Genomic DNA, 25,543 nt, shown 5'->3' with positions numbered 1-25,543 from the left:
ATACTTTCTCTCATCATGAGGAAAATTCATCTTCATTTTACCACTTCTGCTTTGATCTCTTTCCGCATTACCGGTATAAAAAGATAAGTCTATACGTCTGGACGTCTAAATAATAATATTCACCTGTGCGGTAAGGAAGAACACATGAAACTTGAAACGCTCTCTGTCCATGCCGGTTATTCACCGGATCCGACCACTAAATCTGTTGCTGTTCCCATCTATCAAACAACCTCTTATGCCTTTGATGATACACAACATGGCGCGGATCTGTTTGATCTCAAGGTTCCGGGAAATATCTATACCCGTATTATGAACCCGACAAATGATGTTTTGGAACAACGGGTTGCTGCGATTGAGGGCGGCATTGCCGGGTTAGCGGTAGCATCAGGCATGGCAGCGATCACGTATGCGATTCAGACTCTGGCGGGTGTCGGCGACAATATTATCAGTGTCTCCAAACTGTATGGTGGTACTTATAATTTGTTTGCGCATAATTTTCCCCGTATCGGGATAGAGGCCCGGTTTGTGGAGCATGACGATTTTGCGCAACTGGACGCGCTGATTGACGACAACACCAAAGCTGTGTTCTGCGAAACTATCTCTAACCCCGCCGGACATATTGTTGATCTGGAAAAGATTGCAGAAATTGCCCATCGTCACGGCGTGCCGCTGATTGTGGATAATACCGTGGCAACCCCTGCACTGTGTCGCCCGATTGAGTTCGGGGCTGATATCGTGGTGCATTCACTGACGAAATATATCGGCGGACACGGCTCTTCCCTTGGCGGTATTGTTATCGATTCCGGAAAATTTCCGTGGCATGAGCATGCAGATCGCTTTGCCGTACTTAATACGCCGGACCCCTCTTATCATGGGGTGAATTATGTTGAACACTTCGGCGCGGCTGCATTTATCGCCCGTTGCCGTGTGGCGCCACTGCGCAACACAGGTGCAGCACTCTCTCCGTTTAACAGTTTCCTGATTTTACAGGGGCTCGAAACATTGGCACTGCGCATGGAACGCCATGTCGAAAATGCACAGCGGGTAGCGGAATATCTGCAACAGCATCCGCAGGTTGCCTGGGTCAAATATGCCGGCCTGGCAAACAGCCCGGAGCATGCCCTGGCACAGAAATATGTGAAAGGTACGCCGGCGTCGATTATGTCATTCGGTATCAAAGGCGGGGCAGAGGCGGGTGCGAAGTTTATTGATGCACTGAAACTGATTGTCCGTTTGGTGAATATCGGGGATACGAAATCGCTCGCCTGTCATCCGGCAACCACTACACACCGCCAGTTAAATGAAGCTGAACTGGCCCGTGCCGGGGTATCCCGGGATATGATCCGTTTATCCATTGGTATTGAGCACATTGATGACATCCTGGCGGATATCAGTGCGGCACTGGACAGTGCAAAATAATATTATTAAAAAATAAAAGATAACAATGCATTATGGAGATGACATGAAAAAAATTATAATATCCGCACTGCTGGCCTGCACCACATTACTGGCGGTTTCCTGCTCTCAGAATGAGGATGAAAAACCACTGAAAGTCGCTATTAATACCGGGCCGGACCAGGCTATCTGGGAAGAAGTGGTGAAAATTGCCAAAGAGAAGCAGGGGCTGGATGTTGAAGTGATCGCCTTCAATGATTATGTCCTGCCGAATGAAGCCCTGCGTAATAAAGATGTGGATGCCAATGCATTCCAGACCGTGCCGTATTATGAAGCACAAAGCAAAGAGCGTGGCTATCAGTTTGAAGTCATTGGTAAAACCTTTATTTTCCCGATCGCCGCTTACTCAAATAAAATAAAATCTGTTGATGAATTACCAAATGGCGCAACTATTGCGATTTCAAATGAAACCACCACACTCGGCCGCAGCCTGCTGCTGTTACAGGCGCAGGGGCTGATTAAGCTGAAAGATGGTGTAGGTTATCTGCCTGGTACCCCGGATATTATTGAAAACCCGAAAAAACTGAAAATTGTGGAAATCGATACACCACAACTCACCCGCGCGCTGGACGACCCGGACGTATATCTTTCTGTTATCAATAATAATTTCTCATCACAAGTCGGGTTGTCCGCCGCACGTGACGGGCTGTTTATGGAAGATGCTGATTCGCCCTATGTCAACCTGATCGTGGTTCGTGCAGCAGATAAAGACAATGAAAAGCTGAAAAAACTGGTCGCCGCGTTTCAGAGTGATGAGGTCCTGAAGAAGGCGGAGGAAGTTTATCGTGGTGACGCTGTCCGCGCCTGGTAAATACGCGTCATCCTTCAACCTGTAGCTGTGTTGGCTTCGTTCGGCCATGCGGGTCACATACTTATGTATGCTCCCCGCCTGTCCTCACTTTGCCGCCTTGCTACAGATTGAATGATTTAGCGTATTAATCTGAATGGATCAGAAAAACAAATTCTTATTTTCAAAGCTATGGCGCAGGTGACGGACAAAGAAAGCAGAAAGTAAAACACTACGGATGACAGATATTAGGATCATTATATTTTATTGAAAGTAATCTAATCATTTCATTTCGCAGATAACCGGTAAAAAAAGCAGAAAGCATGCGAGCCATGGATGGCGAGCCTGAGCGTACAGGGAAGTATTTACAGCGGCTTTCTGTTTTTACCGGTTTATCAGCGCAACACCGTAATCCCCCGGTTTTATTATGTCCGTCTCCGGTGCGGGCATCTGAATCACCGGTTATTCAAAAGTATTCACAGCGGCTTTCTGTTTTTACCGGTTTATCAGCGTAGCACCGTAATCCCAGGTTTTATCTCAGTGTCTTATTCCCCGAATCCTTGCCTTGAATCTCCCGCCGATTGCCTGAATAATAGTCGTCATTCAGACAAGGAAAATACAATGAAACAACTGATTATCGGGCTGTTAGGTGTGGTCGTACTGGTCGGCGTGTTACTGGTCTCCAATTACAACAGCATTCAGGCACAGGATGAAGGCGTAACAGCTTCTGCCTCTGAAATGCTCAATCAATACAAACGCCGCGCGGATCTGATCCCGAACCTGGTCAAAACTGTTCAGGCCTCTTCAGACTTTGAACGTCAGGTATTGCAGGATGTCGTGGAAGCCAGGGCGAAAGTCGGGCAGATGAATATCAAAATCACGGATCTGAACGATCCGGCGCTGCTGGCAAAATTTCAGCAGGCACAAAGCGAACTGGGATCTTCACTCTCCCGGCTGCTTGCCGTATCAGAGCGCTATCCGGATCTGAAAAGTAATGCGCTTTACAGTGACCTGATGGTGCAACTGGAAGGCAGCGAAAACCGGATCGCGGTGGCGCGCGGGCGTTATATTGAAAGTGTCCGTGAATACAACACCACTATCCGTAAATTCCCTGCGGTGATTATTGCAAATTACATGGGATATACCGGAAAACCGAACTTCAGTGTAGAAAATGAAGCTGAAGTTACCACGGTGCCGGATGTGCAATTTAAGTAAAAAATAAAGGGATAACAGGATGTTATTCCTTTTAGTTATTCTGATTACTGATTATCCCCAAAGGAGAGAGGGAATAATATGGAGTTGCTGTGTTAACTGAAGAGTTTCTCTCCAATAACGTACTCAGCCTGATTGTGTTGGTTATCTGTATCTTAGGCTCTGTTGGGTTGATGATTTATAACCGCAGGCGGGAAAAGGGTAAACATGCCACATTGGTACACATTTCCCAGCTTGTGATGTGGGCGCTGTGTGTCGTGATCCTCGGGGATTTTACCGAGCAGGGAATTGTCTATTTTCATTGGCGCTTTATCACCGCTGATACCGTGGCAATGATTTGTACCACGCTTATCGTATTGCTGTTGATCCGTAAATTATTCCTGATGATCAACCGCCTGGCGCAGGCACAGATAGCCCGTGGCAGTGATATTACCTCTGCGCACATTATTTCCCGCGTGCTGAAAATTCTGATCGTGATTGTGGTTTTTCTGCTCTACGGTGAACATTTCGGCATGAGTCTCTCCGGGCTGATGACGTTCGGCGGGATCGGCGGCATTGCTATCGGCATGGCGGGAAAGGATATTCTAAGTAATCTCTTTTCCGGCATTATGCTCTATTTTGATCGCCCGTTTAAAATCGGTGACTGGGTCAGTTCGCCTGACCGGCAGATTGAAGGCACGGTGGTGGAGATTGGCTGGCGTATCACAAAAATTATTACCTTTGATCACCGCCCGCTCTATATTCCTAACTCCCTGTTTTCTTCCATCAGTGTGGAAAACCCGGGACGCATGACGAACCGGCGGATCAAAACCACCATTGGTCTGCGCTATGAAGATGCAGATAAAATTGCGCCGGTTGTCAGTGATATCCGCGCTATGCTGAAAGCTGATGCAACAATTGATCAGCACCAGACCATGCTGGTCTATTTTGATGAATTCGGCGATTCGGCGCTCAATATCATGGTCTATTGCTTTACAAAAACCACCGTATGGGCAGATTGGCTGGCGGCGCAGCAGGCGGTTTATCTGAAAATTATTACTATTGTTCATCAGCACGGCGCAGATTTCGCTTTCCCGAGCAGGACTCTGTACATGGAACGAAATTCCGCTCCTGCAAGCCGCGAACCTGCGGGAATGTGATCCGGTACCTTGCACTGAATACCCTGTTTCCGTTATCGTGCCGCCGGTTAATCATTAAGATGTGACTCAGAGGCGGCACGGTATGGCGAAATATTTTTCTATCGGCGAAATGGCAAAACTTCATAAAATCAGCATTCAAACGCTGCGTTATTATGATCAACTGGGGTTATTCAGACCGGTCTATGTCGATCAGGAAAGTAATTACCGCTACTACACTATCGATCAATTCTCCCAGCTGGATATTATTAAATATCTGAAATACTTAGGGATGCCGCTGAAAGAGATTAAACACCGCTTACAGGACAGTGATACTCAGATTCTTAATCTGCTGACGCGGAAGATCACCGTTGTGGATGAAAAAATCCGCGAGCTGGAGCTTATTAAGAAGGTACTCTCCACCAAGAAAGAGACGCTGGAGAAAGGCATTGATACGGACAGTATCGGTAAAGTTACCCGCCGCTATATTCCCCGCCGCCATATTTTATCAATGGGTTACGAGCCGGGTCTGAGCTTTGAGGAAACCATGGAATTCTCACGGCGGCAGATTGCCAATATCCTGGAAGAGAATATTTCTATTTTCTACGGCGGTGTCAGCGGGCTTGTATCCCGTGACAATTTTCTTGCCACGCAGCAGGTTAACTATCTGAACAGCTTTGTGATTGTTGAGCGTGACCTGTTTAACCCGCAGGTGCAGAATAAAATTACTGAAATCCCGGACGGTGAATTTATTTGTCTGATGTATCAGGGGCCTTACAGTGACAATGGCGCGGCATTTAAAGCCATCACTGATTATGCTGAATACAAACGGATTCCGGTGGATGACATGATGTATGAAATCCCGGTAATTGACCCGCTGTCTACCAATGATGAGCAGCAGTTACTGACTGAAATCCAGATCAAAGTGAAACGGCGTGAAATAGATACGCGCTGCCTGGTGTAAAACCCTCCCCTTGGTATAGATAATAATCCGTATCCCCTTATTTATTCAAACTGCAGGTTCGTTGGCTGCGCTCAGTCAGCCGGGTCACATACTTGTGTATGCTCCCCGTCTGTCTTCCCTTGCCGCCTGCCTGCATCTTGAATGACATTGGGTATAACATGAAGGAGCAGGCTGAAAATACAGAGTCTGTTTCTGTTTTTTTTTATCTGAAAATTACCCGTTTTGTGATGAGTGTCAGATCTCCTCTCATTGACTCTATAGCAGCTAGAGAGTCTATAGTTAGCCAGTTCCCGTAAGCCACACTACTACACAGCTGATCCTGAATCAGGATCCCGAACTAATAATGAAAATGATGACATGCAGGTAAGTGAGCTGACCGCATGAGGAGTCTATTGTGCAAAAACCAACTGATTATGATTTGGAAACTAAACTGATCCATCAGGGACACTCGCCGGATCCAACCACAGGTGCTTTGGCAAGCCCTATTTATCAGACCGCGACATTTGCCGCGCACTCTGTTGAACATTTTGAAGAGCTCTGCCGGACATGGGGCTATGTTTACAGCCGTGAATGTAACCCGAACCTGACGGAGCTGGAGAGTAAGCTCGCCATGCTGGAAGGCGCGGACAGCGCAATTGTCAGTGCATCCGGCATGGGCGCAATTGCATCAACATTATTGTCACTGGTAAAAACCGGCGACCATATTGTCAGTGCTGACGGGATCTTCTCCCACACGCGGTTATTAATGACCGAACTGCTGGCTAAATTTGGTGTGGAAATTACGTTTGCTGATGCGACAAACAGTGAAAATATCCGCGCGGCAATGAAACCCGCCACGCGTCTGGTCTATGTCGAAAGCCCGCTGAATCCGTCTCTGGAGTTGGTGGATATCCGCGAAATTGCTGATATTGCGCATAAAAACAAAAGTCTGCTGATTGTTGACAGCACATTCTGTACGCCGATCCTCCAGCGTCCGCTGGATCTGGGCGCGGATCTGGTGGTTCACAGCCTGACGAAATTTATGAACGGGCACGGCGACACATTGGGTGGCGCGGTGATCGGATCGCGTGAATTGATCGAGCTTATCAAATGGCCGGGTTTATGCTGCTTTACCGGTGCCGCACTCGCGCCAAATAATGCCTGGATGATCATGCGCGGGATGAAAACCCTGGATATGCGCATGAAAAAACACTGTGAAAACGGGCTGGCACTGGCGGAATTTCTGACCTCACAGGAAGAGATTGAAGAGGTGCGCTATCCGGCACTGAAAACCCATCCGCGCTATGACCTGTGTCAGTCGCAGATGAACGGGCTGGGCGGCGGTATTGTCTCTTTCCGTCTGAAAGAAGATATTCACGGGCTGAGCCGTGACCAGGTGAGCCGCAAATTTGTTAACTCCCTCAAACTGACGACGATTGCCACCAGTCTGGGTGAAGAACACACGCTGGTACAGATGAACGGTGAAAACCTGATCCGCATTGCGGTGGGTCTTGAATCCGCAAAAGACATTATTGCGGATTTCCGCCAGGCACTGGACGCCGTCCACGGCTGACATCACAGAGATAACTATCATGGCAAATAGCATGGAAAATCTATCCCGCAGGAAACGTCTGCTGATCCTGTTTCTTCTCGCGTTCGGTACGACCGCGATGTACAGCCTGCCTTACCTGAAATCCTCATTTTATGATCCGATGCAGAAAGCGCTGGGGCTGACACACATTGAAATCGGTAATTTACTTAGCCTGTATGGCTTAATCGGTATGTTCTCGTATTTCTTCGGCGGCTGGTTCGCTGATCGTTTTTCACTGCGTAATCTTATCTCTTTTTCACTGCTCGCATCCGGCGGGCTGGGATTCTGGTTCGCCACGTTCCCGTCTTACAACACGATCCTGCTGATCCACGTTCTGTGGGGTGTGACGACGATCCTGACATTCTTTGCCGCCTCGATCAAAGTAGTGCGGATGCAGGGAACCGAAAAAGAGCAGGGGCGGATCTTCGGGTTCTATGAAGGGCTGTCCGGCGTTTCCGGTACCTTGATCTCATTCACCGGACTCTATTTCTTCGGCAAATTTGCCGAAGCGGCAGTTGGCTTTCGTTATGTGGTCTGGCTCTATTCAGGCGCTTCCGTTGTTTGCGGGATCCTGTTGTTTTTCCTGATCGCACACCGTGGCGGGAATACCAATTCAGATAACGCCGAAGAAGAAAAAACCACCTTCCGTTCACTGATGAGTGTGGTGACAATGCCGAAAGCCTGGCTTATCGGGCTGATCATCTTCTCCACCTATGTGGTGTTCTCCAGCCTGACGTATCTCAGTCCGTATTTGTCGCAGGTCTATGTGGTGCCGATCACACTGGTTACGGCGCTGTCTATCATCCGCACCTATGTGATTAAAATGGTCGCATCGCCGGTCGCGGGGATAGTGACAGACAAAGTCGGATCATCTATCAGTGTTATGTTTGTCGGGTTTATCATCATGGCAGTCAATTGCGCACTGTTCCTGGTTATCCCGAAAGGCAATGCTTTTATGTGGTTTGCTGTGGTGAATATGGTGATATTAAGTGCGCTGCTGTTCGCGTTTCGCGGAATTTATTTTGCCTCTGTTGCTGAATCCAAAATTCCGATGAAAACAACGGGTGCCGTGGTCGGGTTTGCGTCATTTATCGGTTTTTCACCAGATGCATTCTATTATTCTGTCGCCGGTTACTGGCTGGATAAATACGGCGAAACCGGTTACAGCTATATTTTCATGCTCTCTGTCGGTTGTTCTCTGCTGGGCGTGGTGGCGACCTTCCTGCTGCGTCAGATTAACCGCCGGGAAGCGGCGGGCAGCAGTGCAATGACACTTCCTGCATCTGCCTGACAGGTTTTGCAGCTTGAATAAAAAGACACGTCCGGGTGACCGGATGTGTCTTTTTTTGTGACTATATATCTAATTATTAATAACGGTACTCAACACCCAGCCAGAAATTGCGGCCTTCTTCCATATACCCGTTGGTAAAATAATAGGATTTATCAAACAGGTTATTTACCGATGCATTAGCGGAAATGCCGTGTCCGAAATCATAATCCATCCGCAGATCCGTTGTGGCAAAGCCCGCGACTTTCTCGTTGCTGTCATTGTATTGATAGCTCCATGCACGGAACTCTTCCGCCAGGGTGAGAGTCAGCGGATCGATCGGGTTCACTTTCAGCCAGGCATACATTTTGTGTGTCGGCAGGCCTTCCACATGATCAACATCTTTCGGGTCACTGTGAATGTAGCTGTAATTGACGCCAGTTTTCAGCCAGTCCGTTATATCGCCTTTCACACCCAGATCCAGCCCGGTGTAATCCACGCGGCCACTGTTCTGGTTCTGGAAGAAATCCTGACCATTTTTCACGACAGTGTGGGCGAGGATCGCATCATCCACGCGGTTATGATAAATACTGGCCTGGTAGCCCCATTTATCGGTAATGCTGCCTTCATAGGTTAAATCAAAGGTCAGTGCGCGCTCAGGGTTAAGATCCGGATTAATGATCCCTTTTGATCCATCTTTCGGTTTTTCAGTGGTATAGCGCTCTTTTTGTGTCGGGAAGCGGCTGCGGTCAGAAACAGAGAAACGGACATTATCCTGATTGGCAAAGGTGTATTTTGACATCACTTCCCAGTTGAATGCGTTTTGGCTGTTATTGCCCGCGCCTTTATCCGCATCAAGGCTGTCACGCCAGTCATAACCGATGGCACCGATGATATCGAGATCAGAGGTTGCCGCCCACTGGTACTCTGTTGCCACAGAATAGGTGCGGTCTTTGTAACGCAGAATTTCCCCGTTACGCTCTTTTTGCGCGCGGTGAACATCATCTTTCCAGTGTCCGGAAAAAGAAAGCAAATCGCGCTCGCGCATATCAATGCCTAACTGGAGAGAGGCGCCGTTACTGAAATCATCATAGTGGCTGTAATCGACCTTATTGCCTTTTTTCGGGTACATCAGCAGGGTATTCACAAATTTATCGTGATACAGGCGGCTCTGGAGATTCACGCCGTCGGTAATTTGTGTGGTGCCGTTAAAATAGTAACTCTCTTTATTATAATCCGGCCATTCCCAGTATGAATATTTACCCTTGCCTGTTCCGGCTGACGGCGGGCTGTCTTTGCTGCCATCCTGTTTCATATAGGTCACAACATATTGATCAGTTTCCCGTGGCGTCCAGCCCACTTTTACCATGCCGCGTTTATCATCAGAAGATGAGTGTGCGCGGCGGCCATTACTGCCGGCTGCGGCATTATCATCATCAGACGCGGGCAGACCCAGAAAGCGCTGTTTGTACTGACTGCCGCTGACCTGGATAAAGCCGAGGTCGCTGCGCGCGCCGACACGGGCGCTGGTGTTATACGCATTATCTGCGCCACGGGCAAACCCCTGACTGTAGGATACATTGGCCTCAAACGGTTTTTTCGGGGTAGCGGTGGTGAGGTTGATAGCGCCCCCCATCAGGTTCGGCCCCTGTAGCAGTGAAGTGTAGCCTTTACTCACTTCAATGCTTTCCAGCTCGCTGGTCATAAAACGTCCGAGGTCAAGATTGCCGTCATACGGCACATACGTCGGGATCCCGTCAAAGAAAACAGGTATCTGGCGGCTGTCAAAACCCCTGACTTTCACCGTCAGTTCATTGCGGTTGCCGGATTTTTCAAGCACCACACCGGGCATGGTACTGATCGCGGTTGCCGCATTGGTTTTGTTCAGGGATTTCATCTGAGATTGGGTGATGACATCCGGGTTTGAAGCCAGCGGGCTGCCCCATACTGTCAGAATATCAGCACTTCCCGCTTGAACAGCGGGTGCCGTCGCCAGCAATATGGCGCAGCTGAGTAGCGTTCGTTTCATTTTATTGTTTTTCCTGTGACCGAATTATCGATATGTATTTATTTATATAACGACTTTTTTTAAAAATAGGATAAAGCGGCAGATAAGTTATCTGACTGCTTTACCCTTACTTATTGTTTATTATTAATTATTTTTTATCAGACCGGATACAACCGGACCTTAATATCAGCTGGTGGTGCATAATACGGCGCTGAAGTCACAAACAGTTTCAGTCCGGTATCCGCGTAATCCCCGATGGTCTCTGCGTTCAGCCCGCCTGCGGCGGACAGTGTGCAGTGTGGTGCCAGTACAGCAACATCTTTAACCAGGCGGCGGATCGCATCAGGATGAAATTTATCCAGTTGCAGCACATCCGGGCGGCCTTGCAGTGCCTGATACGCTTCATCCGGATTATCTGCCTCGACAATAATGGTTTTTTCCGGTGCATCGCGGCGCAGAGCGGCGATAGCGGCACACCAGTTATCCGGCTCTGCCAGAAAACGCCGGTGATTGGCAAACATCAGAATCGTTTCTGCGCAGCCCTGCCGGTGAATAATGCCGTTTCCGGCGAGCACGGCGGCGGTTGCCAGCAGTTTGGTGCCGGGGATGTTTTTCCGCGTGCAGGCCAGTTGTGCATCCGGTTGCGATTTGCGCAGAATATCAACCATCCGGCGCGTCATATGAGTAACGCCGCTGCTCCACTCAATCACATTCTGAACAATTTTCCAGCCCTGATGCAGGACGTCAGCGCGGCCTTTTGCCACCATCAGCAGTGCGCCGGAATCTGTATGATCGCCGTCGTTCGCATATAATTCAGTCTGTAATCCGAGTTTTTCCAGTAACTTCTGACCTACGGTTAATCCGCTGACAAATCCCGCCTGTTTGCGGGAGAAATGCATTTCACCCTGCAGCGCGCCTATCCCGAGTGCGCGCGTGGTCAGATCGCCGTAATGAATATCTTCCAGCAGCAAACTGTCCAGAAAGGCATCACTATAATAAATCACTTTGTGCCCTCCGGCAGCAGCAGAGCAGCCTGCGGCACCACACTCCAGGAAACCATTGCCCAGTCCCGGGTAGCGGGCACAACCGGCAGACCGTCTGAGGCCTGTTTGTCATAATAATGGCGCAGCAGGGTCATTTCCTGCTCATCCAGCGAACCGAGTGACCAGACAACGCCGTCGGCAAACTGTTCAAAGGTCATGTTGTCACTGCTCTGGCAGTTCGGGCTGCGGATAAATTCCACATCCGGATGAATGCCGAGCTGGTTAAGGATATTCACCGCATAAATGTATGTCGGCAGTGTAACCGGTGTGCGCCCGATGGCGCGGATCACCCGGATATCCACAAAAGTCGGGCTGACGGTGTGCGTGGTGTAGACGCGCAGTTTTGCCTGACGGTTCAGTTTCAGAAGCGCAGCCTGTAAATCCATCACCAGTGTCGAGCGGGATGCCACCGCGATATCGCACGGTGGTAAGTCTGACCAGTCATCTTCCCAGGCGCAGTGGCGGAAAGTGACATTATCACTTCCCTGAGTTTGTGCGCGTTGACGGGCAACTTTCAGCATGCCTTCACTGTAATCAATACCGGTAACCTGCTCAAAGGTATCCGCCAGTTGCAGTGCGACAGAGCCGGGTCCGCAGCCGACATCCAGCAGTGTTTTTGCGCCTGTGGTATCCACAATCTCTTTAAAGCGGATCAGGTAGGGATCGGCGGGGTTGGCACAATTTTGTGCCATTTTCTCCGCACGTTTGTCCCAGTGTTCCGGATCTTTGCGTGTGCGTTCGGCCTGCGCCAGATGGTCGCGGTAAAGTTGTGCGAAATCGATATCATCAATTGTCATGACAATCCCTTATAAGTGGGTTGCGCAAAATGCGCGGAAATATGTTCCGGTGTCACATGATAGAGTGCCGCCAGCGTTTCCGGTGTGAGCAGCGCGGCAGGTTTGTCCTGGCGGGCAGGCTGCGCAGAGCCGAGCATCACAATGCTGTCTGCCACGGCAGCGGCGTGCTGCGGATGGTGAGTGGACATCAGCACTGTTATGCCACGCTCCCGTAACTGCTCGATTTTATTCAGTAATTTTATCTGATTGCCGAAGTCCAGGCTGGCGGCGGGTTCATCCATAATCAGTAAACCGGGCTGCTGGATAAGGGCGCGGGCAATCAGTACCAGCTGTTTTTCACCACCGCTCAGGCAGGAATAGGCCCGCTGCGCGAGATGCGCAATGCCCAGGGCATCCAGCTCCTGCTCTGCCATCTGCCGCTCGGCCCGTCCCGGGGAGGCAAACAGGGAAAGATGGGCACTGCGCCCGAGTGCCACCATATCCAGGACACGGAAAGAGAAGGGCATATTATGCGCCTGTGGCACATAGGCAACGCGCTGTGCCAGTGCGGTGGCACTCCAGTGGCTCAGGGGTTTACCGCTGATGCGGATCTCCCCGGCTTTCGGCGGCAGCAAGCCGAGCAGGGTTTTCATCAGTGTTGTTTTGCCGCAACCGTTGGCACCCAGCAGACAAATAATCTCTCCCTGCTGTAATTGCAGGTTTATGTCAGTGAGTATTAACTTCTCTGCGTAACCCACAGCCAGATCACGGGTGGCCAGTATATCGCTCATCCGTTCCTCCGCGTTTGCAGCAGCAGGAAAATGAAAAAAGGTGCGCCGACAGCAGAGGTCAGAATGCCCAGCGGCAGTTCGATGGGCGCGATAGTCCGCGCCAGGGTGTCTGTCAGCAACAGCATAATTGCCCCGATCAGCAGAGAGACAGGCAACTGGTGACTGAAGTTAGCGCCCACTAACAATCTGGTGATATGCGGAACAATCAGCCCGAGCCAGCCGATGATCCCGGCAATGGAGACTGCGCTGGCGGTGATCAGTGTGGCGCTGACAATAAAAACCAGGCGCGTTACCGTGACATTCAACCCGAGCGTGCGGGCTTCTTCATCACTCAGGCTGAGCAGGTTCATGCGCCAGCGCAGCAGCAGCAATGGCACCATGCCGGCGAAAATCAGGGGTGCCGTGGTTTTAATATCATCCGGCGATACCGCCGACAGCCCGCCCAGCAGCCAGAAGGTCATGGTGGGCAGTTGTGTGTAAGGGTCGGACAGAATTTTCATCAGTGAGATAGCCGAGCCGCACAGAGCGCTGAGCGCAATACCGACCAGCACCAGTGCCAGCACCGGGTCATGCTGACGGGCAAGGCGTGCCACGGAATACACCAGAGCGACAACACACAATCCGCCTGTAAAGGCGAACAGCTGGATAGTGAGCATTGACTGACCTAAAAAAATACCGAGGATAGCCCCGACACCGGCACCGGCTGAAACGCCCAGAATATCAGGGGAAACCAGCGGATTACGGAACATACCCTGATAAGCCGCGCCTGCCATCGCTAACCCGCCGCCGATCACCAGTGCCGCAGCAATGCGCGGCAGGCGGATTTGCCAGAATACCGTCATATTGCGGCTCAGTACGGGGGAGTCCCCGCCGCTGTTGCCGGTAATTTTGGCCTGTACCACGTCCCACAGTTGTTGCGGGGTTAGTGAGAACTTACCAACATTCAGTGCGATCCCGATAGTTATGAACAGAATCAGGATCAGTAACAGACTTTTTATACTGATACTCATTTGGCGGATAACAGAGTATCAATCTGTGCCTCAGTCAGCGGAGAGTGATAAAACAGCCGGAAAAACAAGCCGATATCGGCTTTCAGGTCGATACTACCCGGTTCAGATTGTGCCTGTAAGCGGCGCAGCCCGAGCAGCCGGTTCAGTCCCGGCGGGCTGTCGAGCCAGCCGAACGGCAGCCCGGCATAGTAAAAAACCTGTTTATTTTTCACCGCATCCAGCTCTGCCAGACTTCACCCTGCATAATGGCCTGATAAGTCACCGCGTCCTGAGCAATAATCATATCCGGGTTCCACTGCAATAATTGCTCTGCTGAGACATCTGCCAGCCCCTGCATGCCCGGAACCTCTGCGACATTTTCGAAACCCAGTAATTCAGGGGCTTCGCCGTGAATTGAACCCCGCAGACCGGTTTGTAACCCGTTTGCTCCACGGGCAAGATAGAAGCGTTTCTTGTGTGTTTGCCGTGCCGCAAAGTGCCGCGCATCTTCCAGCCACTTTTCAGCCAGTTGTGCCTGCTGTTCTGTCCGCGTGGTTTCGCCCAGCCGGGCACCAAGACGGCGCAACTGATCCGGTGTCTGAGACAGATTTCCGGATAACAGAAGATAAGGAATACCGGTCTGGCGGCTGAAACGGCTGGCCTGTGAGCGATAAGTTTCATCTGCCAGACCGCTGTCGATAATCATATCCGGAGCCAGTGCCAGCAGGCCTTCCGGCGACAATGTACTGCCGCGTCCTGAGATCCGCCCTAATTTTGGTAATGCGCGCCACTGCGGGGCAAACAAGGGTTCATCCCGCAGAAAAAGGGAGGAGAATCCTGCCAGTTTTTCAGGTGCCACAGCAAACAGCAACTGGTCAGTCGGCGGACCGCTGCTGATAATCCGGGTGATTGCGACAGGTTCAGGTAACTGACCGTAGCTGAATTCCTGTGAGGTTGTTTCCTGTGCTGCTGCCGCAAACGGCAGAGTCAGAAAAGCAAGCAGCAGGGCATACCGGGGGAGATAAAAAGGGAGTTGCAGGTTCAGTGTCATTGCTCTCAGATCAGTCTTTGTTATATACCCTTATTCATTCAAACTGCAGGTTTGTTGGCGGAATGAGGCCCGCCGGGTCACATACTTATGTATGCTCCCCGTCAGTCTTCCCTTGCCGCCTTCCTGCATCCTGAATGACGTTGGGTATAGCTATCGTTATATTTTTTATTATATAACGAACGTTAGCGCAGAGCATGAGGTGAGTCAATAAAATCAGCGGTAAACAGGGATGTAAGTCAAAACAAGGTAAAATAGTGGCAGAAATGTTGTATAACTACAGTCTCTTTCAGCGTATTCAGGATATTTACGTAATATTACGCGGATGTTCACTCTCCGGCGACACACAGAGCAGGCTGTATTAAGATAATAAATATGAAGAAAAAAACGCCCTTCGTTACAGGACGTGGCTGACCGCGTCGGTGTAACAAAAATGACCGTCAGCCGCTTTTTGCGCAACCCGGAACAGGTTTCAGAAAAATTGCGCGGCGCTATCGCCGGCTCACTGGACGAACTGGGGTATATCCCGAACAGAGTGCCGGATATTTTATCCAATGCAACCAGCCGCGCTATCGGCGTACTGGTGCCGTCACTCACAAACCAGGTGTTTGCAGAAGTGATCCGCGGTATTGAAACCATCACGGATGCGCAGGGGTATCAGACCATGCTTGCGCACTATGGTTACCGGGCAGAAAAAGAGGAAGACCGCCTGGTCTCCCTGCTTTCATACAATATTGACGGGCTGATTTTAGCCGAGCGCAACCATACCCCGCGCACACTGAAAATGCTGGCAACTGCCGGAATTCCTGTCGTGGAACTGATGGACAGTGTGTCACCGTGCTATGACTCCTCCGTGGGGCTGGATAACATCCGTGCCGCCTTTGAAATGACACAGATGATGATCTCACGCGGCTGCCGCCGTGTCATTTACCTGGGTGCGCGTTCTGACGAACGGACAATGATGCGTTTGCAGGGCTATGAGCAGGCGATGCAACAGGCGGGACTGCCGGCAGGAAATGTGATGACACCGGAAAGCTCTTCTTACTCGCTGGGTGCAAAACTTCTGCACAAGGCCAAAGCTGAATATCCGGATATTGACGGCTTGTTCTGTACCAATGATGACCTTGCTATCGGCGCGATTTTTGAGTGTCAGCGTCTGGGGATCCGTATTCCGGAGGATTTGGCTATCGCCGGGTTCCACGGACATGATGTCGGTCAGGTGATGACACCGAAACTGGCCAGTATTCTGACTCCGCGTGACCTGATGGGCAGACGGGCGGCAGAGATCCTGCTGGCTCGCCTGCGCGGTGAATTACCGGCTCAGCAGAAAGTGGATGTCGGCTTCGAATTATTACCGGGAGAGAGCATTTAACGGCTTCCGGCCCCTTCTTTGTGACAGGGATTTCATTTGAGAGAACTGTCACACTTTATCGATTAAAAAACGCTGTTTGATTGCATTGTAATCATATCCATTGGTAATGTTACCGGTAATAAGTTACCGGTAACATATCGGTGATAATGACCGCATTAGAGGAGTATTTATGAGTGACAGCCAAAAGCCACATCACGCCTTTGTTCTGATGGGGGTTTCCGGTTGCGGAAAATCTGCTGTAGCCAACGGAATTGCCACCGGACTGAATGCGGCGTTTCTCGACGGAGACTACCTTCATCCGCGCGCCAATATTGAAAAAATGGCAGACGGGCATCCGCTCAATGATGACGATCGCGGGCCTTGGCTGCAATCGCTCAATGATGCCATTTTTGCTATGCAGCGCACGAATGAACTTTCTGTCATCGTCTGCTCAGCCCTGAAAAAAAGCTATCGCGATATTCTGCGGCGTCAGAACAAAAACCTGACATTTATCTGGCTGAAAGGGGATTTTGATTTGATCGAAAGCCGCCTGAAAGCCCGCAGAGGGCATTTTTTCAAACCGGAAATGCTGGTCACACAGTTTGATACCTTAGAAGCGCCCGACACCGCAATTGAGCGCGATGTACAGATTTTAGATATCAGCCCGCCGCTGGACGCCGTTATCACCGGCGCAATGCAGATTATCACTCAGGTTGCCGGAGAGCGCTCATGACAACATTAACCCTGGTATTAACCGCTGCCGGTTCGGTTCTGTTACTGCTGTTTTTAGTCATGGTGGCGCGGCTTCATGCTTTTGTCGCCCTGATGATTGTAGCGATCGGTGCCGGGCTTTTTTCAGGTATGCCGCTGGAACAAATCACCCAGACCATGCAAAACGGAATGGGCGGGACATTAGGCTTCCTGGCCATAGTGGTCGCGCTCGGCGCCATGTTTGGTAAGGTACTGCATGAAACCGGCGCGCTTGACCAGATAGCAGTGAAACTGCTGAACTCCTTCGGTGAAAAGCGGGCGCATTACGCACTGGGGATAGCCGGGATTATCTGTGCATTACCCCTCTTCTTTGATGTGGCGATTGTTCTGCTGATTGGTGTGGTGTTTGCAGTTGCACGGCGCACCGGCGACAATGTTGTCCGGCTGGCTATCCCGTTATTTGCCGGTGTTGCGGCAGCGGCCTGCTTCCTGTTACCCGGACCGACACCTATGTTGCTGGCGGATCAGATGAATGCCGATTTTGGCTGGATGATCCTTATCGGACTATGTGCGGCTATTCCCGGGATGATTCTGGCCGGTCCGCTGTTTGGTAATTTCATCAGTAAGTTTGTGACGCTGGAACTGCCGAAAGATATGACTGAGCCAAGTATCGGGCAGAGTAAAATGCCGTCATTTGGTCTGAGCCTGGCGCTGATTCTGTTCCCGCTGGTGCTGGTGGGGCTGAAAACAATTGCGGCACCTATGGTGGATCCGGATTCAAAATTACATGCCTGGCTGGTGTTTATCGGGCATCCGTTCCTGGCTATCCTTATTGCCTGCCTGGTGGCTATTTACGGGCTGGCTATCCGTCGTGGTATGAGCCGTAACCAGGTGATGGACATCTGTTCTGCGGCCATTCAGCCGGCGGGGATCATTCTGCTGGTGACAGGGGCGGGCGGTGTGTTCAAACAGGTGCTGGTGGACTCCGGAGTGGGTCCTGCGCTGGGTGAATCGCTGATTGGTGCCGGTCTGCCAATCGCGGCAGCCTGTTTTCTCCTCTCTGCGGCGGTCCGTGTTATCCAGGGCTCAGCGACGGTTGCCTGCCTGACAACCGTCGGGCTGGTGCTGCCGGTTATCAGTGAGCTGGGCTACTCCGGTGCGCAGCTTGCCGCGCTCTCTGTTTGTATCGCAGGTGGTTCAATTGTACTGAGCCATGTGAATGACTCCGGTTTCTGGTTATACGGAAAATTCACCGGTGCGACAGAAGCACAGACACTGAAAACCTGGACACTGATGGAAACCATCCTCGGTACTACCGGGGCACTTGTCGGGATGTTGTTCTTCGCATTCCTGTAAGACCTGTTTTCTCTTTATTAAAGGCAGCGGATTGTTAAGATCCGCTGCTTTTTTTATACCATTCAGTCATCTGTATAAAGCCCCCATGACATAAGCCGATAATCGATATGTCCGTCAGGACAACTTTCGCTATTTCGTTATTTTTTTATTTTCATTTTTATGGCGGCGCAGCCCGGGATCACATGCTGAAAAAAATAAAAAACCTGGTATCTTCCCGCAAGACGGTACATGCCGGACAAATGAATGATATGGAAACTTTTAAGAAACATTCAGGTGGAGCTGCCGGCGTATGTGCCGGAAATGAACCGGCTGAAAATCCGGATAGTCTGCAGAGCGGGCATGGTGATATGTTATGCCGCCATCTTCTGAAAGGCATCAGTGCGATTGAAATTATTCGTAATTCGTTGCTGGATTCAAGTAACTGTCTGGCAAGCGAGCAGAGCACGCTTGATGAAATGACACATTATAATGGCGAAACCCGTCAGCATATGCATGAGCTTAATGATGTACTGGATGATATCAGTGAACATGCAGATAAGGGATTGGATTACACAGAAAAATTGATTTTTACACTGGCGCAGATCAATCAGAATACCGACAATATTGAGCGCCTGTCTAACCAGACAAATTTGCTGGCAGTGAACTCAGCAATAGAAGCGTCTCATGTCGGCAGCCGGGGCGCGGGGTTTTCGGTTATTTCCCGTGAAATAAAGCAATTATCGGGTGAGATTCAGGAGGAAGCCATCAAAATTACCTCTTTTACCGGAAAAATTCAGTCTCATGCTCATCATATTCATACAGATGCAAAAGATAATCAAAAATTAGTGGTGAGTATCCGTAATATTGCACTACAGGCTGAAAGCCATCTGCAAAACATGATCACCTGTTCATCCAGAATGCAGGCTATTATCCACTTTGTTGCTATTCAGCAGTTTCTCAATACAGTCAAGCTGGATCATGTTATCTGGAAAGGCGATATCTACAGCCGGTTATTGGATAATAATGCGGACCTGGTTGTTAATGATCATACTCAGTGCCGGCTGGGAAAGTGGTATTACGCAGACGAAGGGCAGAAATTTATCAGCCATGATGCTTACCGCCGGTTGGAAAGACCGCATAAAATGGTGCATCAGTCCGGACGTAAAGCACTGGAAGCCCGCGCTCAGGGATGTCGGCGTGATGAAGAAATGTATCTGGACGAGATGGAAAGTGCCAGCTGTAGTGTTATTCAGTATATTGATAATTTACTCGAATCAATAAGTTATTAGGCAGGGTTATAAAATAAAAAAGCACCGCAGTGCGATGCTTTCAGTATTTTATAACGTTAAATCAGGCTGTTGCCGTAATGGTTTTTTGTAAAACAGCAGCGGCGAGAGTATCACCGGTCACTGTGTCATTACTGTTTTCAGCCAGATCCCACAGACCGATTTCGCCGTCATGATTGAGCGTCACAATGTAGCGGCAGCCTGATTTCAGCGCACTGCTGTGCTGGCGTTTCAGCTTGGCGCCGGTGAAATCACTCAGGATTTTATATTGCGGTAACTGATGACGCAGTGTGTTCGCCAGTAACAGGGCATCCACATTCTGTGAAGCATCTTCATAGGTCACAACAATATCAGGCTGATTAACAATCGCTTTATCCAGACCTAAGGTTTGGATAAGCAGTAACAGCCGCTCAATACCGATAGCAAATCCGGACGCCGGCAGTTTTTTACCGCTGAACAGCTCAACCAGCCCGTCATAACGACCACCACCACAAACGGTTCCCTGTGAGCCCAGTTCATCCGTGATCCACTCAAAAACAGTGCGGGTATAATAATCCAGACCGCGTACCAGCCGCGGATTTACCACATAAGCAATGTTTTCGCTGTCCAGCAGGCGGCGTAAATCATCGAAGTGCTGCTGTGATTCATCACCCAGGAAATCCAGCAGACGTGGTGCCGCTTCAATCATCTCCTGCATAGCCGGGTTTTTACTGTCGAGAATACGCAGCGGGTTGGTGTCCAGACGGCGCAGGCTATCTTCATCCAGCTGTTCTTTGTGTTCTGTGAAGTAGCTGACCAGTTGCAGGCGGTGCTCTGAGCGCTCCTCCGGTGTACCCAGTGAATTAATTTCAAGGCGCACATGTTTATCTACGCCGAGCGCCTTAAAGATATCTTTCACCATAAAAATCAGTTCAGCATCAACATCGGCGCCCGGCATGCCAAACGTTTCCACCCCGAACTGGGTAAACTGACGCAGACGGCCTTTTTGCGGGCGTTCATAACGGAACATCGGTCCCTGATACCACAGGCGCTGCGTAGTGTTGTAGCACATGTTGTTATCAATAACCGTGCGCACACAGCCGCTGGTGCCTTCCGGACGCAGCGTGATGTGTTCACCGCTTTTGTCCAGGAAGTTATACATCTCTTTGGAGACAATATCGGTGGATTCACCGACCGCGCGCTCAAACAGGGCGACCGGTTCCAGAATCGGCAGCCTGACCTCCTGATATCCGTAGCGGGTGGTAATATTCCGGATCCGGTTTTCCAGCCACTGCCAGACCGGGGTTTCTTCCGGAAGCACACTTCGCATCCCTCTGATTGACTGAATTTTTTCCATTTTTAGTCCTCTATATACAGTTTCTCTGTGAGAAATTCCGGCTGTCATCATTGTCAGCCGGGAACGCCATCTCAGCGGTCTGCTCAGGGCAGATCCCCGGGATGTACGACAGGGCGAGCCCGGGGCGGGATGCGGGTGTTTTTTTTTTCGCGGCGCATGATGAAAACCAGGTACAGCGGAATAGTAAACATCTGTAGCACCATGCCCCAGAACAGCGGCGTTGTACCGGCGCCTATCAGCGCGACCATGGTGAATCCCAGACCAATCAGGCTCAGAGTGGCGTAAATAATAAAGGTGCGGCTATACTGCATTTTTTTGGCGATCATGCCGATAGGCAGGGAAACCGCGGCAAAGGCGTACGGGATAAGACTGGCCGAAACCGCAAGAATAATGATGCTGCGAAACTGCTGCTCCAGGCTCGGTGAAATAGTGAGCAAAAGTACGGCGCTCATCATGCAGGCGGTACAAATCAATCCCTTATAAGGCACGCCATGGCGGTTTACCTCGGCAAAAAATGAGGGAAATGTTCCGTTCTCTGCCGCAGAGCGCGGCACTTCAGTTTGTAAAATCTGCCAGCCGGGCAGTGCGCCGAAGCAGGCAATAATCGCCAGTGCAGAGATAATCTGCCCGGCGTGACCGCCCCATAAATATTGGGCAGTATCGGCAAATGGCGCGGTGGAATTAATCAGTTGTTCGTGGGGCAGAATGCCCATCATGACATTAACGGAACTGAGATAGCACGCCGCTGCAATTAAAAGCCCGATAATCGTTGCTAACGGAATATTGCGTCGCGGATTAATAACTTGCGCGGAGGACACCGACGCGGATTCAATTCCCAGATATCCCCAGAGCGAGATAGCGGCAGCCGCCATAATGGCATCGGTATCACTGGTTTGTGTGACATTGAAACTGCTGATGTAACGCGTGTAATCAAAACTTGTCCAGCCAAAAATACTGATGCTCAGAATGACGGCAAGCATACAAAGGCCGGTAAAAATTTGTGCATAACCGACAACTTTTGCGCCCTGCAAACCCAGCAGAACAAAAGACCAGAGAATAATAATAGCGGTGATTGCAGCGTAAAGCGGCGTGTGAAGTTGCGGAAAAAAGTAAGAGAGATAGCCAACCCCGGAGATTAACAGGGCACAATTGCCTATCCAGGTTGAAAGCCAGTAAAAAAGGGATGTCTGTAAGCCGGTGTACTGGCCAAAGGTGCGGCCGATATTAGCAATCACGCCGCCTTTACAGGGCGAGATTTCACCGGTTTTGGCAAAAACCAGTGCGAGTGCGAGCACACCACAAAAGGTGATAAGTCCGCCCCACAACGCAATAGAGCCAATGTGCGCCAGAGACGAGGGGAGCATAAACACACCACTTCCCATCATATTGGAAGCAGTCATAATAATCAGGGCAATCAAGCCCATACGGTGGGTGGGTTTACCATTGTGAACCATACCATTTTGTCCTCACAGAAATACTCCAGCTGCAGATGAGGGAAAGAGAGACCACATGATCAGCGGACTGACTGGTGTTTTTTTGTCTTTTTTCTTGCATCATCCTGCGTCGCTGTATAGGTTAGAGAGCGTTGCCGGCAGGATTGGCGTCTGCGCCGGCAACGAACCGTAAGGAGGCAGTGGATAATTACCACTGCCTTTTTTTTATGCCGCGTGTAATTTCGCGTCGGCGATAACGTCATCGATCAGCGCATCAATCTGAGCTGTGTCCAGATGGTGAGCGGTGGTGATCAGGTGAGCGTCATTACCGGAAGTTGCGAGGCAATGCTCTTTCCAGACCCGTTCAGACGGGCAAGGGAAGACAACGGTGATGGAGTTTTTGTTGCGCCATGCATTGATACCGGCTTTCTGCAGACGATCAACGGCGTACTGCGCCATATCCAGGCTGCGGCCGATACGGCGTTTCCAGTCTTCAGTTGAATGTGCGCGGACAGCTTCCCATAACATCAGTGGAGTATGACCGTTACGGGAACCGGTGATGGTTTTATCGTGTGCGGAGATGTAGTCAATTTCGACGGAGATACGGTCAACATTCTCTTTTTTCGCAACAACAATACCGCAAGGGATTGGTGAGCCAATCATTTTGTGGCCGGAAACACCAATTGAATCGATACCATCAGCAAAGGTAAATGCCTGTGGTTCATCAACAAATGGCAGGATCATGCCGCTCAGTGCCGCATCAGCGTGCAGATAGTAATCTTCACGTTTGATACCGGCGGCTTTCATGCGTTTTTGGATCTCAGTGATGTCATCAATCGCACCACGGACGGTTGTTCCGATGTTAGCGAAAATAATCGGATGAGCTTCTTTATCAGCCGCAATTTTCTTCATCAGATCGTCATAGTCGATTTCGCCGTTTGGCTGAGCTTCAACAACCTGTGATTTGATGCGCAGTAATTTAACGATTTTCGCTACAGAGTAGTGGGTATCTTTTGAATAATAGAGCGTACCGTCAGGGAAGATTTCACGGCCCAGGTAGCAACCGAACATATTACCTTCGGTCCCGCCGTTAGTGACATAGCCCCAGCTTTTTTCAAACGGGATCTTGAACAGGTCTGCGAAATACTCCATCACTTCTTTTTCGAAATCGAAAGAGTTCAGCAGGTAGTTGCAATATTCGCCCCAGTCACCACAGTTGTTGATGGAGAAACGTAAAAAGCGCTCCAGATTGGTGTAATCAAAATCCGCAGATTCAGGATAACCGATGTTGAAATACTGGTTTTTTACGCAATATGCCCAGAATGCATCGAGTTTGTTTTGATCATTGATAGACAGAGTCATAATTATTTACCTCTTGTTTTTCAAAATATAAAGACTGTAAAACGCAACAGATTACGATTTGCTTTGTTCGTCATGGATATAAAGAATGTCATTACCTTTTTTCGCGCGACCGGCAGCTACAAAGCTGAACAGCGGAATAGTGAGTGACATCATGACCAGACCCCAGAACATGGAATCAGACCCGGAACCTAACAGCGCAAAGACGCAATAAATGATGCCGATGACCACGAGGACGTTGTAGAAAATAAACGTACTGCCGCGGTTCATTTTTTTGGACACCATGATGATAGGCAGGGAAATCAGCGCATACATGTATGGCAGCAGAGAAGCGAATACAGACATCAGAATGACGATTTCAAACTGTTTGGCGAGGTTTGGTGATGCGGTCATCAGCAGCACTAAGCTCATCAGTACACCGGTGAAAATAAGGCTTTTCATCGGTACGTCATTTTTATTCACATCGGAGAAGAATTTAGGGAACAGACCCTGGTCAGCACCGGCGCGGGGACCTTCTGACTGAAGAATTAACCAGCCGGAGATAGAGCCGAAGCAGGCAATAATACTCAGGATTGATGCTACAGTACCGGCGGTTTCACCGAACATATAACGCGCTGCATCAGCAAATGGTGCGGCAGAGTTAACCAGTTCTTCATGCGGAACCAGACCCATGATGACGGTACAGCTGCCGACGTAGCAGACGGACGCAATCAGCAGACCATAGACGGTTGCACGGGGAACTGTGTATTCCGGTTTATCCACCTGACCACTGGACACCACGGCAGATTCAACCCCGAGGAAGCCCCACAGTGCAATAGATGCAGCCGTAATAATGGCGGAAGTATCGCTTTTACCGGTGCCGTTATAGACCTGAGAGAACATCTGCGGATCAAACCAGAACCAGCCGATAACACCCACACCCAGTACCACAACCAGCATACAGCTCGCGGTGAAAGACTGTGCGCGACCGGCGACACGGGCGCCGAAACTGGCTAAAACAACGAAACCCCACAAAATAACGATAGCAACAATGCTGCCGATAGTCGGGTTTCGCAGCTCAGGGAAGAAGTAGCTGAGGTAACCGACACCGGCAACCAGCAGCGCGACGTTACCGACCCAGGCACTTATCCAGTAGCAGACAGTGGTCTGGAAACCGATAAACGGGCCGAATGCATCACTGGCATACGCGACGATCCCGCCGTTACGTGGTGTGATAAGGCTGGTTTTGGCAAACACCAACGCCAGTGCAATCACACCAATAATTGTAAATAGCCATCCCCATAAAGAGATGTAACCAACGCCCGCAAGGTTGGTCGGCAGCATAAATACACCGGAACCCATCATATTTGATGCGGTTACCAGGGTTAGCGCGACGACCCCCATTTTATGGGCGGAACTGGCACTCATGTTTCCCATAATGCTTTTCCTGTTAATGATTGTTAATTGGAAAGGTGCACCCGATGACAATTACCGAGATGGGAAAAACTTAATTTCTTAAAGCCCCTTAAAACGTGATTTAGATCAACAAAAACAGTGTTCACATAACAGTTTCAACCAAAAATGAACATTTTATGAGCTATTTTTCAGTAAGTGACTCCGTCCCCTTTTTTATCGTGAATACCAACAACTTTCTGTGTGGTTATTATTTTACTTTTGTCATCAGTGAATGAACAAAATAACAAAGAAAAAATAAATATATTTATTTCA

At 49.9% G+C, this 25,543-nt stretch carries 19 protein-coding genes and 2 pseudogenes; 11 read left to right on the top strand and 10 right to left on the bottom strand.

Annotation, left to right across the window (positions count from 1 at the left end):
* The first annotated feature begins 144 nt into the window (after nt 1–144).
* From AYY17_RS05470 to AYY17_RS05440, 7 genes are all read left to right on the top strand, one after another.
* Entirely contained in the window at nt 145–1,419 is a 1,275-nt protein-coding gene (locus AYY17_RS05470; RefSeq protein ID WP_067422023.1) for a bifunctional O-acetylhomoserine aminocarboxypropyltransferase/cysteine synthase, read from the top strand.
* A gap of 43 nt (nt 1,420–1,462) precedes the next feature.
* A complete protein-coding gene (locus AYY17_RS05465; RefSeq protein ID WP_067422021.1) occupies nt 1,463–2,266 on the top strand; it encodes a MetQ/NlpA family ABC transporter substrate-binding protein in 804 nt (267 codons plus the stop codon).
* 597 nt (nt 2,267–2,863) lie between these two features.
* Nucleotides 2,864–3,457, top strand: coding sequence for a LemA family protein (locus tag AYY17_RS05460; protein WP_067422116.1), 594 nt, complete (start codon nt 2,864–2,866; stop codon nt 3,455–3,457).
* Between the two features lie 89 nt (nt 3,458–3,546).
* The gene (locus AYY17_RS05455; protein ID WP_067422019.1) at nt 3,547–4,593 is read left to right on the top strand and encodes a mechanosensitive ion channel family protein; all 1,047 of its coding nucleotides are present in this window, start codon (nt 3,547–3,549) and stop codon (nt 4,591–4,593) included.
* An 82-nt stretch (nt 4,594–4,675) separates the two neighbouring features.
* Complete coding sequence (locus AYY17_RS05450; protein ID WP_067422017.1) at nt 4,676–5,533, top strand: MerR family transcriptional regulator; 858 nt, start codon at nt 4,676–4,678, stop codon at nt 5,531–5,533.
* A 394-nt stretch (nt 5,534–5,927) separates the two neighbouring features.
* Nucleotides 5,928–7,085 carry a trans-sulfuration enzyme family protein gene (locus tag AYY17_RS05445; RefSeq protein WP_067422015.1) on the top strand — a complete coding sequence of 386 codons (1,158 nt, stop codon included), beginning with the start codon at nt 5,928–5,930 and terminating at the stop codon, nt 7,083–7,085.
* A 31-nt stretch (nt 7,086–7,116) separates the two neighbouring features.
* Entirely contained in the window at nt 7,117–8,394 is a 1,278-nt protein-coding gene (locus tag AYY17_RS05440) for an MFS transporter (RefSeq protein WP_067422013.1), read from the top strand.
* A 76-nt stretch (nt 8,395–8,470) separates the two neighbouring features.
* Here AYY17_RS05440 and AYY17_RS05435 read toward each other — a convergent pair whose 3' ends face one another.
* The 6 genes and pseudogenes from AYY17_RS05435 to AYY17_RS05410 all read right to left on the bottom strand — a co-directional run bounded on the left by AYY17_RS05435 (nt 8,471) and on the right by AYY17_RS05410 (nt 15,028).
* The gene (locus AYY17_RS05435) at nt 8,471–10,399 is read right to left on the bottom strand and encodes a TonB-dependent receptor plug domain-containing protein (RefSeq protein WP_067422011.1); all 1,929 of its coding nucleotides are present in this window, start codon (nt 10,397–10,399) and stop codon (nt 8,471–8,473) included.
* 137 nt (nt 10,400–10,536) lie between these two features.
* The gene (modD, locus tag AYY17_RS05430) at nt 10,537–11,382 is read right to left on the bottom strand and encodes a ModD protein (protein WP_067422009.1); all 846 of its coding nucleotides are present in this window, start codon (nt 11,380–11,382) and stop codon (nt 10,537–10,539) included.
* Nucleotides 11,379–12,218: a class I SAM-dependent methyltransferase gene (locus AYY17_RS05425; protein ID WP_067422007.1), complete on the bottom strand. Its 840-nt coding sequence runs from the start codon at nt 12,216–12,218 to the stop codon at nt 11,379–11,381. Before AYY17_RS05425 ends, modD begins: the two co-directional genes overlap by 4 nt.
* Entirely contained in the window at nt 12,215–12,988 is a 774-nt protein-coding gene (locus AYY17_RS05420; RefSeq protein ID WP_067422005.1) for an ABC transporter ATP-binding protein, read from the bottom strand. Before AYY17_RS05420 ends, AYY17_RS05425 begins: the two co-directional genes overlap by 4 nt.
* Nucleotides 12,985–13,998 (bottom strand): FecCD family ABC transporter permease, encoded by a 1,014-nt coding sequence (locus AYY17_RS05415; RefSeq protein ID WP_067422003.1) that lies wholly within the window; start codon nt 13,996–13,998, stop codon nt 12,985–12,987. The genes AYY17_RS05420 and AYY17_RS05415 overlap by 4 nt, the downstream gene beginning before the upstream one ends.
* A pseudogene (locus AYY17_RS05410) lies at nt 13,995–15,028 on the bottom strand (ABC transporter substrate-binding protein). The gene AYY17_RS05415 and the pseudogene AYY17_RS05410 overlap by 4 nt, the downstream one beginning before the upstream one ends.
* A 376-nt stretch (nt 15,029–15,404) precedes the next feature.
* On the opposite strand from AYY17_RS05410, the pseudogene gntR reads away from it, so the two are divergent.
* From gntR to AYY17_RS05390, 4 genes and pseudogenes are all read left to right on the top strand, one after another.
* Nucleotides 15,405–16,397, top strand: a pseudogene (gene gntR, locus AYY17_RS05405) (gluconate operon transcriptional repressor GntR); the annotation flags it as partial.
* Nucleotides 16,398–16,566: 169 nt separating this feature from the next.
* Nucleotides 16,567–17,109: a gluconokinase gene (gntK, locus tag AYY17_RS05400; RefSeq protein ID WP_067422002.1), complete on the top strand. Its 543-nt coding sequence runs from the start codon at nt 16,567–16,569 to the stop codon at nt 17,107–17,109.
* A complete protein-coding gene (gntU, locus tag AYY17_RS05395) occupies nt 17,106–18,443 on the top strand; it encodes a gluconate transporter (RefSeq protein WP_067422000.1) in 1,338 nt (445 codons plus the stop codon). The genes gntK and gntU overlap by 4 nt, the downstream gene beginning before the upstream one ends.
* Nucleotides 18,444–18,625: 182 nt before the next feature.
* Nucleotides 18,626–19,711 (top strand): methyl-accepting chemotaxis protein, encoded by a 1,086-nt coding sequence (locus tag AYY17_RS05390; RefSeq protein WP_235845286.1) that lies wholly within the window; start codon nt 18,626–18,628, stop codon nt 19,709–19,711.
* Nucleotides 19,712–19,772: 61 nt separating this feature from the next.
* On the opposite strand, the gene hisS is transcribed toward AYY17_RS05390, so the two are convergent.
* The 4 genes from hisS to hdcC all read right to left on the bottom strand — a co-directional run bounded on the left by hisS (nt 19,773) and on the right by hdcC (nt 25,252).
* Complete coding sequence (gene hisS, locus AYY17_RS05385; RefSeq protein WP_067421998.1) at nt 19,773–21,044, bottom strand: histidine--tRNA ligase; 1,272 nt, start codon at nt 21,042–21,044, stop codon at nt 19,773–19,775.
* Nucleotides 21,045–21,127: 83 nt separating this feature from the next.
* Nucleotides 21,128–22,498, bottom strand: a complete 1,371-nt coding sequence (locus AYY17_RS05380; protein WP_067421996.1) for an amino acid permease — start codon at nt 22,496–22,498, stop codon at nt 21,128–21,130.
* Nucleotides 22,499–22,702: 204 nt separating this feature from the next.
* Entirely contained in the window at nt 22,703–23,839 is a 1,137-nt protein-coding gene (locus AYY17_RS05375) for a histidine decarboxylase (RefSeq protein WP_067421994.1), read from the bottom strand.
* A gap of 51 nt (nt 23,840–23,890) precedes the next feature.
* A complete protein-coding gene (gene hdcC, locus AYY17_RS05370) occupies nt 23,891–25,252 on the bottom strand; it encodes a histidine-histamine antiporter (RefSeq protein ID WP_067421992.1) in 1,362 nt (453 codons plus the stop codon).
* Nucleotides 25,253–25,543 lie beyond the last annotated feature (291 nt).

Origin of the sequence: Morganella psychrotolerans, assembly GCF_001676055.1 — a bacterium.
GTDB classification, from domain to species: Bacteria; Pseudomonadota; Gammaproteobacteria; order Enterobacterales; family Enterobacteriaceae; genus Morganella; species Morganella psychrotolerans_B.
Note: the sequence above shows the minus strand (reverse complement) of the source record. Positions and strands in the feature narration are given on the sequence as shown.

Coding starts and splice junctions, on each gene's coding strand:
- AYY17_RS05470 (WP_067422023.1), top strand. CDS start 145: ATGAAACTTGAAACGCTCTCTGTCCATGCCGGTTATTCACCGGATCCG.
- AYY17_RS05465 (WP_067422021.1), top strand. CDS start 1,463: ATGAAAAAAATTATAATATCCGCACTGCTGGCCTGCACCACATTACTG.
- AYY17_RS05460 (WP_067422116.1), top strand. CDS start 2,864: ATGAAACAACTGATTATCGGGCTGTTAGGTGTGGTCGTACTGGTCGGC.
- AYY17_RS05450 (WP_067422017.1), top strand. CDS start 4,676: ATGGCGAAATATTTTTCTATCGGCGAAATGGCAAAACTTCATAAAATC.
- AYY17_RS05440 (WP_067422013.1), top strand. CDS start 7,117: ATGGAAAATCTATCCCGCAGGAAACGTCTGCTGATCCTGTTTCTTCTC.
- AYY17_RS05435 (WP_067422011.1), bottom strand. CDS start 10,399: ATGAAACGAACGCTACTCAGCTGCGCCATATTGCTGGCGACGGCACCC.
- AYY17_RS05425 (WP_067422007.1), bottom strand. CDS start 12,218: ATGACAATTGATGATATCGATTTCGCACAACTTTACCGCGACCATCTG.
- AYY17_RS05420 (WP_067422005.1), bottom strand. CDS start 12,988: ATGAGCGATATACTGGCCACCCGTGATCTGGCTGTGGGTTACGCAGAG.
- AYY17_RS05415 (WP_067422003.1), bottom strand. CDS start 13,998: ATGAGTATCAGTATAAAAAGTCTGTTACTGATCCTGATTCTGTTCATA.
- gntK (WP_067422002.1), top strand. CDS start 16,567: ATGAGTGACAGCCAAAAGCCACATCACGCCTTTGTTCTGATGGGGGTT.
- gntU (WP_067422000.1), top strand. CDS start 17,106: ATGACAACATTAACCCTGGTATTAACCGCTGCCGGTTCGGTTCTGTTA.
- AYY17_RS05390 (WP_235845286.1), top strand. CDS start 18,626: ATGCTGAAAAAAATAAAAAACCTGGTATCTTCCCGCAAGACGGTACAT.
- hisS (WP_067421998.1), bottom strand. CDS start 21,044: ATGGAAAAAATTCAGTCAATCAGAGGGATGCGAAGTGTGCTTCCGGAA.
- AYY17_RS05380 (WP_067421996.1), bottom strand. CDS start 22,498: ATGGTTCACAATGGTAAACCCACCCACCGTATGGGCTTGATTGCCCTG.
- AYY17_RS05375 (WP_067421994.1), bottom strand. CDS start 23,839: ATGACTCTGTCTATCAATGATCAAAACAAACTCGATGCATTCTGGGCA.
- hdcC (WP_067421992.1), bottom strand. CDS start 25,252: ATGGGAAACATGAGTGCCAGTTCCGCCCATAAAATGGGGGTCGTCGCG.